This is a genomic window from Tenericutes bacterium MZ-XQ (genome assembly GCA_002838205.1).
Classification (GTDB): Bacteria; Bacillota_I; Bacilli_A; order Acholeplasmatales; family Acholeplasmataceae; genus Mariniplasma.
Window position 1 is genome coordinate 1,498,217 of sequence record CP017950.1, and the last position, 14,841, is coordinate 1,513,057.

A 14,841-nucleotide genomic window follows, 5' to 3' on the forward strand; every position below is an offset into this window, starting at 1 on the left:
TAGCCTCCCTTACCCTTTAACTACTCTGAAGATGAATGTTTCTTCTGTAACATTACCCCATTCATCAACAACACGTAACATAATTTCATAATCGCCTTCAGTTCTAGTATCTAATACTGAGTAATCACCTTTTGGAACGAATATGAATGGTGTTAAGTCACCATCACGGTCATCAGTAGCTCTAAATCTTGGGAATAAGTTTTGATTAAACGGTTGTCCCCAAGCAACTTCAATGATTCTATCTTGTGGATCAACTCCAACAACACTTGATGGAGAAATAAATACGATAACAGGAGCTTCTCTATCTAAATCTAATACGATAGAAGCTTTAAGATTTTCTTTTGCTTCTCTTGTTGGCTCAGCATATTTTTCAGCTGGAGCATCGATATCAGCCCAAGCTAATACTTCATCATCAAATGAAATTGAATCAACATTATTAGGTACTACTAATTTACGATTGTTTGCAATAAATTCTTCATTTGCCCATTCACCACGAGTCCATTTGTATTCAAATGTAGTATATGGTTCAGTAACACTTACATTAAACATTAGCGTATATTCTAAAGTATCACCAACTTGAGTTGCAACATAATCAACTGTACCAGGAGTCCATCCATTAAATGATCCAGCAACACTCATCACTGCATCAACAGGTGTATTTGCCGGTACTGTAAGATTTAAAGTTACAGCAACATCTTTAGCAACAGCTAATGTTTCTTCTGGTAAATTTAAGTTGAAGAATACTTCATAATCTTTAGTGTTATCTAACTCTTCAGCTAAAATAATAACAAATGAATTAATCGTAGCATTATTAACCGCAAAGTCAACTCGTTCAATACTTAATGGATCGCCATATGTTTCTGTACCTGTGATTTCACGTACAGTAAACCAACTTTCAACAGTTGCAATTGCAGCTTCTTTTTCAGCATCGTTTGCTGCCAATGGATAAGGGTTAGTTACTAATGCACTTGTCTTAACGATGATCGTCGTTGGATCAACAGCATAAGTACCTTCTTTATCTTCAGCATCATAAGCCATTAAAGTAAATGAGAATGCTTCTAAAGCAAATGTAGCAGGATCATTATAATAAACATTATCTCCAGCTGTATATGCATCACCTTTACTCAATACATAAGCTACGCCAGTGTCACCTAAAGCAGGTGTATCTGATAATGCACTAGTTAATGTAACATCGCCAGTTTTCTTAGTTGCATCATCACCAGCATATACTAATAATCCAGCATCAGGAGCTGTCGATTGAAGCATAGCAGCTTTAACTTCATTTCCGCTTGCAGTTTTACCAGCAGTACTAAATACTAACGCAGGAGTTGCCCAAACACCAAAGTCAGTACCATACTTCTCAGCATCATTAACCCAACCATTCCAAGCATGAACACCTAAGTTTTCTTCATAGCTTCCAGATGGATCATAATAAGTTAAAAGCATATTGTAATGGTCGTTAGATGCAACAAAATATTGTGGATCAGTGATCACGCCATCAGTTTTACCTGTTTTGGCACCTTCGAATACATATACATGAACAGTTTCACCTTCAATAATTGTATCTGCAGCAATATTAACATCTTCAGTTAATTTAGCCGACCAATCTGGACCGCCATCTTTCCAGTAAACAGCAATAAACCCTACTTCGGTTCCAACTGCGATTTCGTTAAATTCATAATAAACACCAAAACTATCAGTGCCATCATAAAGTCTACCAGCAGCAGTGTCACCCCAAGCATGTGATCCTAATCCTTCATAGTCGCCATCCCAAGACTGGAAATGTACAACTAAGTTACCAGTACCTGCAGCTAATGAATCTACTCCAAATAGTGCAAATACGGAAAAGATAAGAACGAATGCCAAAAATATTTTTTTCATTTTATTCTTCTTCCTCCTAATTTTTTATTAAGAATTCTAATCAATTCTTGAACACTTTGATTTTATCACAATAAATGAAATAATGTAAACGCTTTAGACTTGACGCAATTGTGCAACCGTTTTCCTTTTGTAATCGCTATCATTATATAAACATTTTACTCATGTTACATGTTATATTTAAAATATAAGGAGGCATAAAGATGAAAAAAATAATTACAATGCTACTCGTCATATTTTCAATTTTTACAATAGGTATAACTTCTGTTGCTGCAGAACTACCAACAACTCTTGTTGTACATTATTATAGATATGATCAAAATTACACTGGATATGATTTTTGGATGTGGGAAAGTAAACCTGTATCAAGTGGTGGAATCGAACATGACTTTGATCCACAAAACACTGGTGACTATGGTGTTTATTATGAAGTAGATTTAGCAAATGATTATACTGATGCTACTGAGTTAGGTATTATCATTAGAAAAGGAAGCTGGGATGGCTATCGCGAACCGGGTGGAGATCGTTTTATCGATTTAAACACTATTGAGGTCGTTAATGGAGTCGCTCATGCTTATTTTGTTGAGGGCGATATTAGAATTGGTACATCTCAAGCAGATTTGGATAATAATATCCCTGATTATCGAGATAAAATATTGACAGCTGCGTTTAATGCAAACGAACAAATTGTCATAAAAACAACAACTGTACCTACTTTAGGTATTGATGTGTTTGAAAATGATATTCTTGTTTTATCAACAACAACGACAACAACAACGACGACAATTACTGTTCCTAATATTGATATTTCAAAAACTTACTCTGTAGTTGCAAAATTCGCAGATAATGAGAGCGAACAAATCGTTTCTCTTCAAAACATTTATGATACAGAGGCTTTTGAAAATCTATATACTTATGAAGGCACATTAGGTGTTAGTTTTGAAGATGAATATACAATCTTTAGATTATGGGCACCTTTGAGTCAATCAGTTACATTAAACTTATATCATCAAGGTCATCCAAACTACAATGACTCAGGTGAACCAAACGCTGAACTTACACCATTTGAGTCTGAGCCGATGTATAAAATCGAAAATGGAGCTTGGGAAATTAAACTTACTGGTGATTATGATTTTAAATACTATACATTTACAGTAAATAACAATGGACAAACTTTTGAAGTTACTGACCCATATGCTTATTCAACTGGCGCAAACGGCCAAAGAGGTATGATCGTAGATTTCAATGAAGTTAATCCTGAAGGCTGGACATACGATGATCGTCCTAATAATATTCAAAACTTAACAGATTATATTGTTTATGAACTTCATGTTAGAGATTTAACCTCTCATAGCTCATGGAATGGCACAGAATCTTATCGCGGAAAGTTCATGGGGTTAACTGAATCTGGTACGACTTATACAGATGATGGATTAACTGTTAAAACTGGGTTGGATCATATGGAAGAGCTTGGGGTAAATGCTGTTCAACTTCTTCCAATCTTTGATTTTGGTTACGTTGATGAAGTTGAAGTCGCAAATAACCCAAATTATCAAAACGTTTTTAATTGGGGTTATATGCCTTATCATTTCAACACATTAGAAGGATCATATGCTACAAACCCATTTGATGGAGCAACTCGAATCAACGAATTTAAACAAGTTGTTATGGCACTTCATGAAAAAGATATGAGAGTCATCATGGATGTTGTTTATAATCACACAGGTGAATCAGCAACATCGAATTTTCATAAAATCGTTCCTGGTTATTACCATAGACTAACTGAAGAAGGTGGTTTCTCTAATGGTTCAGGAACTGGTAATGAAACAGCTTCAGAACGTGCAATGATGAGAAAATTCATGGTTGATTCGGTTGAATTTTGGGCAACAGAGTATAACTTATCAGGATTTAGATTTGACTTAATGGCACTTCATGATTATGAAACGATGAATGAAATTCAAGCTATGTTAGAAGAAATTGATCCAACGATTGTTGTTTATGGTGAGCCATGGAATGGTGGATCAACACCACTTCCACAAAGCATTGATGCTGGTAAGACTAATATAAGAAACATGAATAATGTTGGTGCATTCAATGATATAACTAGAGATGCTGTCAAAGGATCCGTATTTCAGTCAGGTGAAGCTGGATGGGTACAAGGAAACGTATCAGCATATAATTATGATGGCATCAAATACGGTATTGTAGGTGGTATTGATTACCCAGGTATCAATCAATTTGATCCTTGGCATTTAAATCCAAATCAAACAATTAACTACGTATCCGCACATGATAACAACACTCTATATGATAAATTTAGGTTAACAAATGTTTCAAGAAGCTTAATCGATGAACTGCAAATCCAAGCAAACGCAATCATCTTAACATCTCAAGGTATTCCTTTCTTGCATGCAGGGGTTGAAATCATGCGATCAAAACCAGACGGTGCTGGTGGATATGATCACAACTCTTATGAATCACCTGATAGTGTCAATCAAATCAGATGGGATCGAAAAGTTGAATACTATCGAGTATTTGAGTATTATCAAACACTTATTAATATAAGAAAAGCACTACCTCACTTTAGAATGAATAGTGCTGCAGATATACTTGCAAACTTAGAGTTCTTAGATACTGATGCTGGTATGCAAGGTTTAGCATATAGAATTACTGGTGGTACAAATGCTCCAGATGTCATCGTTATTCATTCAGGTAATCCTCGATATGGAATTACTGGTGTTACATTAGATGCTGGTAAAACTTACAATGTATTAACAAATTCAATTGAGGCTAACATCAATGGTATTGAAACGATATCGAATGCTGTATATGTACCTGCAAATACAACTATGATTTTAGTTGAGGAACTAGGTGATGCAATCGAAATTAAAGAAACATCAGTGACTATTGAAAAGGGTGCAAGTTTTGATCCTGCCTCAAATGTCGAGGTTTTAAATGACAGTGTAGATATTTATTATTCTAATTATCATGATGTAGATGTTCCTGGTAGATATACTATTACAATTGCTGTTCAAAGTCCTTATACCGGGTATCAATTATATTTCTACACTTTATATGTAGGTGGACAATACTACAATGTAACACTCAATGAAGGAAGTGGTGAATAAAATGAGAAAATTATTAACAATATTTGTTTTAATCGCAACTTTGGTGACTTTAGCCGCATGTAGAGATAACAAACCTATCGATATCGAAGTTACAATCATTGATCAAAGTATGACATCAGATGAGATCATTGCTCATGTGATTGTTACTGAAGATTTCAAAGAATTATCACAACTTGAAGAAATTGCTTATAATGTTTCTAGTCAACTTTACGAAGAAAACTTTGAAAGCATTGGTGCTTCTGCTTATACGATGATGATTTACTTCTATAATTCACAAGCAAGCTTTGATAATGAAGATATCAGTTATGGTTCAATTGTATTTGATATCAATCGATCGATGGAAAATCCTGGATTAGCATTGAACATCAATCAATTAACAATCGATGAATAAGCTTAATTAAATAAATGAGGGAACTTCGGTTGAAGTTCCCTTTTCTTTTATTAAAACCATTTATGTTTTTTAAAGATATATACCATCATACCTGCGACAAGCAGACAAACAGAAATAAATATGATGACCGCATGTTCATATGCTAAAACGCCAAAATGTACAAAATTCATCCCAAAAAATCCTGTTAAAAATGATAATGGTATAAAAATTGCTGAAAATATCGTTAAGGTTGACATAATCTTATTCATTCGTGTTGATTGATGATTCATATTCAAATCGAGTAATGTTCTCATCATATCCTTCAAATGATTTAACTTTTGATCAAGTCTACTCATATGGTCAATCAAATCATGATAATAAGATTTGACATGACTGTTCATCATTGGATGTTGCTTTGTAAGTAAACCACTGAGTTGATCATATATAGGGCTTGTCATATTTTTAAGTTGAATCACTCTTTTTCTTAGAACATAAAAAGCTTCTTCATCAATTTGCTTTGCCTCAATAATTTGCTCTTCAAATTCATTCATTTGATCTTCTAAATCATCTAAGATATCTAAGTGATCATCTGTGATTAAATCAAGTATCTGATAAAACATAAAATCTGATTGATTGGTTTTTAATTCGTGATATTCTTTGATAAGCACTTCTAGTGGAGCCAAGAAATTAGGCTCTTTTTCATGAAAAGAAAAGACAACATTTTTACTAGCATATATACTCATGTATCTTTTTCTTAATGTTTTTTCGTCTGTATGAAAAAATGAAAAACTCGCAAAAATATAGTCATCTCCATATTCAATCTTATTTCTTTGATGTACATTAAGTATATCTTCCATAATAAATGCATCAATGGAAAACATTTCTTTAATGTTTTCCATGACTTTAATATCGTTAAGTCCTATGACTTGTATATACTGTTGATCCTGATCAATCTTCAAATCATCAAACTTGTCAAATCGATCTTTGTGATAAACAAACCGATTAATTTTTGTTTGTTGTTCTACATGTTCTCCTGTGTAAACCATTGTTTTTGGTTTGAAATAGTCAGTGATTTTCACATATACCACCCTTTTTGATTAGATATCGTGTTTATGCTTATAATACTTTAAAATAACTTCAAAAGCAACTGTTATCAATATCATGACGATGGTTATCGAAAAAACAAGATCATATCTTAAATTTGTTTTCGCTTGGTATAATAGATTACCAATTGACGTAGTCGTTTGAGTGATAAACTCTGATGTAACAAGTACTTTGAACCCTAAACCAAACGACTGATACAAAGCTAAAATGACATGATCTCTTATAAAAGGTAGATATACATGTTTAACACTTAATCCTAGTTCATCGGTTTCTAAATGAAAAACATCAAGATAACTTTGATCAATACCTAAGATACCTTGATATGTTGCTTGATAAAAAAGCGGAAAAACCATTAAAAAGACAATGATGTAGGGTGCGTATACATAACCAAAGAGAATGTATAAAATAATAATAATTGATATGATAGGAACTGTTTTCAATATAGTCACATATGGCTTGATCCATGTTTCAACATTTGAAAACCTAGCAGCCAAGATACCTAAACATATTCCAAATAGACTAGAAAAAAAGATGCTAACAAATAGTCTGAAAAAAGAGGACGCAAAACTTGTGATATATATCTTGTGACTCAACATTTCAATCCAGGCCTGAAGCACTTGTGAAAATGATGGCACTAAAAGAGGATGACTAACAACCTCATATATAATCAACCATATCAAAAATATAAACATAATTGATGATGTTTTTATAAGTCCTTTTTTCATAGTATCCTTCTATCTATAAAAATTGTCATCAGGTAAGTCTTCTCCAACAAAATTCGGATTAAACCCTTTGAGTAATCCTAAGAAAAAGATAATGTCACCTTTTGCATCTAAACTATCTTTAAACTCAATGTTAGATCTTGGTATGGAAGCAATAATAACCTCTTTATCTATACTTACACCAAGCTCTATGGCTAATTGAGCAGATGCTTCTTGATCTTCATTAAGCAAACGAATAGAATTTTCAAAATCCGCTTTTATATCTTCAACAGCTTGATCACTTAAAGTATGATGCACAAACACACTTGCTTGTGGAAAATCTTCATACCCAGTTAGTGTTTCATAAGCAGCTTGAAGATCAAATATATCAAGTGATGTGTTACTTGATGCAACAACACTCAATTGAGGTTCGCTCATTAAATAAACTTTACTTCCGTCTAAAACAAATTCACTAACAACTGAACTTAAACTATCTAAATAACTAATTTCAAAATCAAATTCTAAACCCTCTAATACATATTGCATGATCGCATCTGGTATTTGATTTTTTCCAAAGGCAACAATATCAAGTTGATCCATCTCATCAATGCTTGTCTTGCTAACTAAATAGTAACTACCCCAAGTAATACTCGCTACGAGTTGATAATCTGGTTTTGAATCGTAAAGTTTAGCACCTAAGTTTGTTGGTGCAATAATGACATCGTAAGATGCTGATCCAAATGCGGCAACAAGTGGATCAGCACCTTCTACGATTGTGATGTCATAGTCATCACTTGCTTGCATGTATAATTGAGCAAGTTGCGGCAAACCTGCCGGAACAATCATCTGTATGTCTTCATGTTTACATGATGATAGCATAATAGTTGTCATGCCTATAAAGATCATCATCAAACATTTATTCAACATCACTGTAAGCTTCTCTCTTTTGATAGTTTGTATGTAGTAGTTCATGAGCTTTCTTAGAATAAGGTTTTTCTAAAAATTCTTCATATAGTTTTAAGACGAACTCATTTTGATGAGATTTTCTTAACGTATGTTTCTCATCAATATCATATAAAACACCAGCTCTTAAGGCTCTGACATCATATTTTTCTTGATCGATGGCTTTAACAATAGGCTGTCCACCTCCATTGATACATCCACCTGTACAGCCCATAAATTCAACAAAATGATATTTGTTTGGATTTTGCTTTATCATTTCTAAGAATTCTAGAATTGCAACTCCACCATGAACAACAGCAACATTTAAATCCATATCTGCAATTCTATATGTTGCTTCTTTGATATCGGCATTTCCTCTGACTTGTTTGAACTCAACTGGTGTAGATTTGTTTTCTAAAATTTCGCTCACCGTTCTAAGAGCAGCTTCCATTACACCACCTGTAGCTCCGAATATGGTTCCAGCGCCTGTATATGATGCAAGCATACCATAGGGTTTACTATCTTCAAGATTTTGAAAATCAATACCTCTTCTTCGAATCAATCTAGCAAACTCTCTTGTTGTTAGTACATAATCAACATCTCTATATCCATCTCTACCCATTTCTTCTCTGTTTGCTTCTGCTTTTTTTGCAATACAAGGCATGATAGAAACAGACACTATATGTTTAGGATCTACTTCCATTTTTTCAGCATAATATGTCTTAATCAAAGCACCTGCCATTTGTTGAGGTGATTTACATGAAGATAGATTAGGGATAAACTCTGGATAGTACAATTCTAATAAATTAATCCATCCAGGTGAACATGAAGTAAACATTGGAAACTTTCCACCTGTTTCTAATCTATGAATGAGTTCAGTACCCTCTTCCATAATGGTTAAATCAGCTGTAAAGTTTGTATCCATGATTTCATCAACACCTAGTTTTTTAAGTGCAGAAAACATTTTACCTTCAACATTTGTACCAATTGGATAACCAAATTCTTCTCCAAGAGCAGCTCTAACTGCTGGAGCAACTTGGACGACGATTTTTTTGTTTGGATCTCTTAAATCTCTTTCCATCTGCTTAATATAATCATATCCTTTGATCGCTCCAGTTGGACATGCCCCAATACATTTACCACAATAGATACAGCCGCTATCGGCAATATCGTGAAATAGTGCTGGACCAACATATGTCTTATTACCACGTTCATTAAAACTAAGCACTGACAATCCACTATATTTTTCACATGCAGATACGCATCGTCCACATAAAATACATTTGCTACTGTCAATAACCATCACTTTTGAATCATCTTGATAATGATAAAAATCTAAATCACATGGACCATAAGCATTTGTATATTCGTTATCGATTGAGTACTTTCTAAGTAAATCTAAAAATTCACAATTATTTTCTCTAGAGCACTTAAAACATTCAAACTGGTGTCTATGCGTTAAAAGTTCAAGATTTAAAGTCACATTGTCATAAATCTCTTGGTCATCAGTAATAATCTTCATGCCTTCTTCAACTATCGTTTTGCATGAAGGTTTCAAGTTTTTTTGTCCTTCAACTTTTACAGAACAAATACGGCAATTGCCTTCTTCATGGACGTCTTTTAGAAAGCATAAACGCGGAATAAATATATCATTTTTTTCTGCTGCTTTTAAGATTGTATCTCCCTGATCTGCTAAAAGATCGATACCATTAATATTTATTTTAACTTTTTTATCCATTATATGATACCTCTTTCTAAGGGTTGACTAGATATAGCACCTACTGGACATGCTTTCTTGCAAGCTCCACATTGAATACATAGCTCTGGATCTATTGTATGAACTTGTCTTGGCCATCCAGAAATTGCATTGACCGGACAGTTCTTAGCACATTTTGTACAACCAATACAACTATCGTCGATCACATAATTCGTTAGATTTCTACAAACACCAGCAGGACATGATTTATCAACAACGTGTGCAATATATTCTTCTCTGAAATGCTTTAAAGTTGATAGTACCGGATTTGGTGCAGTCTGACCTAGCCCACATAATGATGTTTTTTGGATCATTTCACCAAGTCTTTCAAGTTCATCAATATCATCTAGGGTTCCATTTCCATCACAAATTCTATTTAAGATGTCTAACATCAGTTTTGTACCTTCACGACAAGGTGTACACTTACCGCATGATTCATCAACTGTAAAATCTAAATAAAATCTAGCAACGTCTACCATACAGTTATCTTCATCCATGATAATCATCCCACCAGAGCCCATCATAGACCCTAATTTGGTTAAGTTTTCAAAGTCAATCGGTGTATCTAAATCTTTTTCTGTAATACATCCACCAGATGGACCACCTGTTTGAATAGCTTTAAATTTACGTTTATTTGGTATACCTCCACCGATTTCATAAACGACTTCACGAAGTGTCGTTCCCATAGGAACTTCAACAAGACCTGTATTATTAATTTTCCCACCTAAAGCAAACACTTTTGTGCCTGATGAGTTTTTAGTTCCGATGGATTTAAAATAATCGGCTCCTTTTAAGAAAATCACTGGAATATTGGCAAATGTTTCAACGTTATTAACGTTTGTTGGATATCCCCATAATCCTTTGATTGCTGGGAATGGAGGTTTTAATACTGGCATCCCACGATAGCCTTCAATTGACTTAATGAGTGCAGTTTCTTCACCACAAACAAATGCACCAGCGCCTAAGCGAATATCTATATCGAAGCTAAAACCTGAATCAAATATATTATCTCCTAATAGATTGTAGGACCTAGCTTCTTCTATTGCATGTTTCAATCTTTCTACTGCAACTGGATATTCAGCTCTAACATAGATATATCCTTGATTTGATCCAATTGCATAACCACAAATGGCCATTGCTTCGATTACAGAATGAGGGTCACCTTCTAAAATAGCACGATCCATAAAAGCACCTGGATCACCTTCGTCAGCGTTACAAATCACAAATTTAGTATCATTTTCTGATTGTGCTGCAAACATCCATTTTTTTCCAGTTAAAAAGCCTCCGCCCCCACGGCCTTTTAAACCTGAATCAGTAACTTCTTTAATGACATCTTCTGGAGTCATTTCTGAAAGAATATTCCCCAACGCTAAGTAACCATCTCTTGCGATATATTCTTTGATATCTAGCGGATTGATTTGTCCACAATTTCTAAGTGCAATTCGTTTTTGTTTAGAGTAAAACTTAAGTTCACTCATTTGCTTAATCTTACCTTTATCCAAAGGGTTTTTCACGAGTAAGCGATCAATAACTCTACCCTTTAACAAATGTTCTTCACAAATGGCTTTTACATCGCTGACTTTAACATGCGCGTAAAATGTTTCATCTGGATAAACAACAATAACCGGTCCTCTTTCACAAAGACCGAAACAGCCTGTTAAAACCAGACCAACTTCTTCTTTAATTCCAAGTAAGGTCAGTTCTTCTTCAAAAGCTTTCTTGATTTCTTTTGATTGTGAACTCATGCATCCAGTGCCTCCACAAATGAGGACTTGAGTACGTTCTAACATGTCATACACCCTTTCTATTCGATAATAAATATCTTGTCACTGGTTGGTGATTCATGATATGTTTATCAACGATTTCTCTAACCATTGGTATGGTTAAACTACAGTAGATATATGATTGACCAGATTCATCTATGAGTTCTGCCATGGGCTCATAAGCACATTCACCCATACATCCTACTTGAGTTACTGTAACATTTTTTAAATCGTGAAATTCAACTTGCTCTAAAAAAGCATTCATGACTGGTCTTGCGCCACTTGCGATGCCGCATGTGCCCATACCAACTTGAATTCTAAATCCGTCTTTGACATCTCTCATTGTCATCTTTTTTAGTGATTCATCTCTTAATTTTTTTAGTTCGTCTAGAGTTTTCATATGTCTACCCCTATATTTCTTAGTTTTTGATTAATATTTTCTTCGATATATTTTTTTATACCGACAGTTTTCTCTTTGGATAAAATTTGCTTTAAATCAAACATGTAGAATTGTCCATTTTTTATATATAATCTAATGTTTGTCAAGTCTTCATACATATATAAATCTGAAATGATACTTCCAAAATTCCCAAATTTTGGAAAATCAATATGCTGATGATTAAATGTTAATCTTAAAGTTGTTCCATGATCTTTTTTTGATTTGAGCTCAAATGATCCTTCTGTTTGATTAACTAAATCATAGATCATTGATAATCCCAAACCAACACTACGGTTTTTATTCGTTGTATAATTGAAGTTTGTGACTTTATCTAATGCTTCTTGATCCATGCCTATACCATCATCTTGAATGATAATCGTTAAAACATTAGAAAGAGAGAGGGTTAAGATAATGGTATTTGCTTTTGCATGGATTGAGTTTTGACAAAGGTCATAAATATAATCTGATAAATTAGTCATGATTAAAGTACCTAAAAAAATGATCTATATCTAGTTTTTCAATTTCGATCGTATTTTGATCTGTTTTTTCTAACAGGTCAATAATTTGATGCGCATCTGAATTAAACATATATATCTGTTTATGATCATCTGGTTTTTTAAACTTGTATTCGACAGCATCTACATTAACTTGATCTAGATACTTTATACCTGATCGAAATTTTCGATCAATATGAGCAAAAACCAATAAGTGATCGTATGTTTTCAGTATTTTAATTAACTCAAAAATAGATATATCCATTGGATTTGTTAATAAATATGGATAAGTATCGATGATTTCGTCATAAATATTAGTAATTTCTTGATTGCCAAATAAATCAACATCGTATGTTTCTTTTACTTTATATGGCTCTAGTTTTTCATCAAAACTTAATGCATCATTTACTGTTTTGAAATAACATAGAACATCAAAGTTCTCTTTAACAGTTACTTCAATGCCAGGAATAAAAAGCATGTCATAACTTTTTGATATTTCATCGCATATTTCAAGTTGTTTGCAGGAGTTGTGATCCGTAACAGCTATGATGTCTAGTCCTTTGATTTTTGCCATATTAAATATATTATGCGGTGTCATCAGCACATCAGCACAAGGAGATAATACACTATGAATATGTAGATCATATGCATATTTCATATAAATCCTCTTTGGAATAAATCAATGATCACTTCATGTGTCATATATGCTGTTTTTACAAGTGCGATGTTTTCTGTGTTTGCTCTATCAATAAATTTTTGTTCAACATCTTGGTTATCGACGATAATCACCAACTCAACATCAAGCATAACAGCTAATGAAATGGTTGTTTGTGAAGTAATTAAAGTGATCAAAGCTTCTTTATGTTTCATATGTTTTATTGCGGAACTTAATAAATCAGTTGCATAAACACCTTGAAACTCATTGTTCATTGTCTCCCTATTTGTAATAAGTTCATAATTAGAACTAAGCATATCTTTAACTTTATACATACTTATCACCAACGATAAAAATCATACGAATATGTGTACCTTCAGGACTTGAATTAATTTCCATAATATCTGACAATCTTTTCATATTAGATAGTCCCATTCCGGCACCAAAACCATTCATGTGATCATGTTCGGTTGCAGTACTGTATCCTTCAGTCATGGCAAGATCAATATCCAATATACCAGGACCATCATCATACACATTGACTTCAAAGTGACTCTCTTCATAATGCGTAAAAGTCATGTATCCACCTACCGAATGAATTACAACATTAATCTCTGCCTCATAGCATGATCCACAAATCCTTTTAAGTAAAGATCTATCAATATTTAATTGCTTCAGCCATTTTTTAATGTCTGATGAAGCTCTACCTGCTAACTCATAGTTTTTAGCTATGATTTGGTATTCTTTTTCTACCATTGTATATCGTATTTAATACCTCTAATGCCATCTTGATACATCATACCACTAATATTAAACATGGTATAACTTGTTGAAATCAAAATGATATTAGACTCCAGTGCAAGTTGAATGACTTTATCTGAAGGTATTTTCCCTCTGACAAGTAAGACAACATTCACGTCAAGCATTTCAGCAGTTCTTATAGATTGTTGTGTAGCAAGTCCTGTAATCAAGATAGAATGATCTAGAATTCGATCATCCTTAACTGAGTTCATAATCACAAGAGCATCACTCATCAAATCTGAGCAAAACGCAAATTCAATATCCTTATCCATAAAGGCTTCTTCATGATAAACATGACACTCATACTTATTTATAATTTCAGTTAACTTCATGATGATCTTCTTTCATTTCTTTCATGATATCTTTAACCTTACTTACTGTACCACTACCATGAATTGCTTGATCTACAGAAAAAACAGGTGCTAACCCACATGCCCCAATACATCTTGAAGAAGACAATGTGACTTTACCATCCTTAGTTGTTTGACCATCTTTTATGCCTAGTTCTTGCTCAAATGTTTCTAAGACGTTTTTAGATCCTCTGACATAGCATGCTGTACCTAAACAAACACTGATTTCATGTTCACCTTTAGGTGTAACAGAAAAATTGCTGTAAAATGATACAACACCGTTGATTTTCGCTACACTTTCTCCAAGTTCTTTACTAATTATCTTCTGAATGCTTAAAGGAATATATCCAAAAATATGTTGAGCATCATGAAGTGCTGGCATTAACGGACCTGGTTTAGATTTGTGTTCCTCTAAACGTGTATAAAAAAGTTCCATTTTTTCTTTACAGAAATGAGTTTC

The 14,841-nt window shown here is 33.5% G+C and carries 15 protein-coding genes; 2 read left to right on the top strand and 13 right to left on the bottom strand.

From position 1 onward, the window contains the following. Positions 1–9: 9 nt before the first annotated feature. A complete protein-coding gene (locus BK011_07435) occupies positions 10–1,881 on the bottom strand; it encodes a hypothetical protein (protein ID AUD65532.1) in 1,872 nt (623 codons plus the stop codon). 200 nt (positions 1,882–2,081) lie between these two features. Between BK011_07435 and BK011_07440 the strand changes: the two genes are divergently transcribed. Further along, the gene (locus BK011_07440) at positions 2,082–5,006 is read left to right on the top strand and encodes a type I pullulanase (protein ID AUD65533.1); all 2,925 of its coding nucleotides are present in this window, start codon (positions 2,082–2,084) and stop codon (positions 5,004–5,006) included. A gap of 1 nt (position 5,007) precedes the next feature. Next, positions 5,008–5,397 (top strand): hypothetical protein, encoded by a 390-nt coding sequence (locus BK011_07445; GenBank protein ID AUD65534.1) that lies wholly within the window; start codon positions 5,008–5,010, stop codon positions 5,395–5,397. 50 nt (positions 5,398–5,447) lie between these two features. Here BK011_07445 and BK011_07450 read toward each other — a convergent pair whose 3' ends face one another. Genes BK011_07450 through BK011_07505 form a run of 12 tightly spaced genes read right to left on the bottom strand, consistent with a single transcriptional unit; the run spans position 5,448 to position 14,817 of the window. Continuing rightward, entirely contained in the window at positions 5,448–6,455 is a 1,008-nt protein-coding gene (locus BK011_07450; protein AUD65535.1) for a hypothetical protein, read from the bottom strand. 18 nt (positions 6,456–6,473) lie between these two features. After that, positions 6,474–7,205 carry a hypothetical protein gene (locus BK011_07455; GenBank protein ID AUD65536.1) on the bottom strand — a complete coding sequence of 244 codons (732 nt, stop codon included), beginning with the start codon at positions 7,203–7,205 and terminating at the stop codon, positions 6,474–6,476. Positions 7,206–7,214: 9 nt separating this feature from the next. Beyond that, on the bottom strand, positions 7,215–8,108 hold the full coding sequence (locus BK011_07460) for a hypothetical protein (protein ID AUD65537.1): 894 nt from the start codon (positions 8,106–8,108) through the stop codon (positions 7,215–7,217). Continuing rightward, positions 8,098–9,861 (bottom strand): hypothetical protein, encoded by a 1,764-nt coding sequence (locus BK011_07465; protein AUD65538.1) that lies wholly within the window; start codon positions 9,859–9,861, stop codon positions 8,098–8,100. Before BK011_07465 ends, BK011_07460 begins: the two co-directional genes overlap by 11 nt. After that, positions 9,861–11,669, bottom strand: a complete 1,809-nt coding sequence (locus tag BK011_07470; protein AUD65539.1) for an NADH dehydrogenase — start codon at positions 11,667–11,669, stop codon at positions 9,861–9,863. The genes BK011_07465 and BK011_07470 overlap by 1 nt, the downstream gene beginning before the upstream one ends. 1 nt (position 11,670) lies before the next feature. Beyond that, positions 11,671–12,042 (bottom strand): hypothetical protein, encoded by a 372-nt coding sequence (locus tag BK011_07475; protein ID AUD65540.1) that lies wholly within the window; start codon positions 12,040–12,042, stop codon positions 11,671–11,673. Then, the gene (locus BK011_07480; GenBank protein ID AUD65541.1) at positions 12,039–12,560 is read right to left on the bottom strand and encodes a hypothetical protein; all 522 of its coding nucleotides are present in this window, start codon (positions 12,558–12,560) and stop codon (positions 12,039–12,041) included. Before BK011_07480 ends, BK011_07475 begins: the two co-directional genes overlap by 4 nt. After that, positions 12,553–13,233 carry a hypothetical protein gene (locus BK011_07485; protein AUD65542.1) on the bottom strand — a complete coding sequence of 227 codons (681 nt, stop codon included), beginning with the start codon at positions 13,231–13,233 and terminating at the stop codon, positions 12,553–12,555. Before BK011_07485 ends, BK011_07480 begins: the two co-directional genes overlap by 8 nt. Beyond that, positions 13,230–13,565 carry a hypothetical protein gene (locus BK011_07490; GenBank protein AUD65543.1) on the bottom strand — a complete coding sequence of 112 codons (336 nt, stop codon included), beginning with the start codon at positions 13,563–13,565 and terminating at the stop codon, positions 13,230–13,232. Before BK011_07490 ends, BK011_07485 begins: the two co-directional genes overlap by 4 nt. Further along, positions 13,558–13,986 (bottom strand): hypothetical protein, encoded by a 429-nt coding sequence (locus BK011_07495; protein ID AUD65544.1) that lies wholly within the window; start codon positions 13,984–13,986, stop codon positions 13,558–13,560. The genes BK011_07490 and BK011_07495 overlap by 8 nt, the downstream gene beginning before the upstream one ends. Further along, positions 13,980–14,363: a hypothetical protein gene (locus BK011_07500; GenBank protein ID AUD65545.1), complete on the bottom strand. Its 384-nt coding sequence runs from the start codon at positions 14,361–14,363 to the stop codon at positions 13,980–13,982. The genes BK011_07495 and BK011_07500 overlap by 7 nt, the downstream gene beginning before the upstream one ends. Further along, positions 14,350–14,817, bottom strand: a complete 468-nt coding sequence (locus BK011_07505; GenBank protein ID AUD66166.1) for an NAD(P)H-dependent oxidoreductase subunit E — start codon at positions 14,815–14,817, stop codon at positions 14,350–14,352. The genes BK011_07500 and BK011_07505 overlap by 14 nt, the downstream gene beginning before the upstream one ends. Positions 14,818–14,841 lie beyond the last annotated feature (24 nt).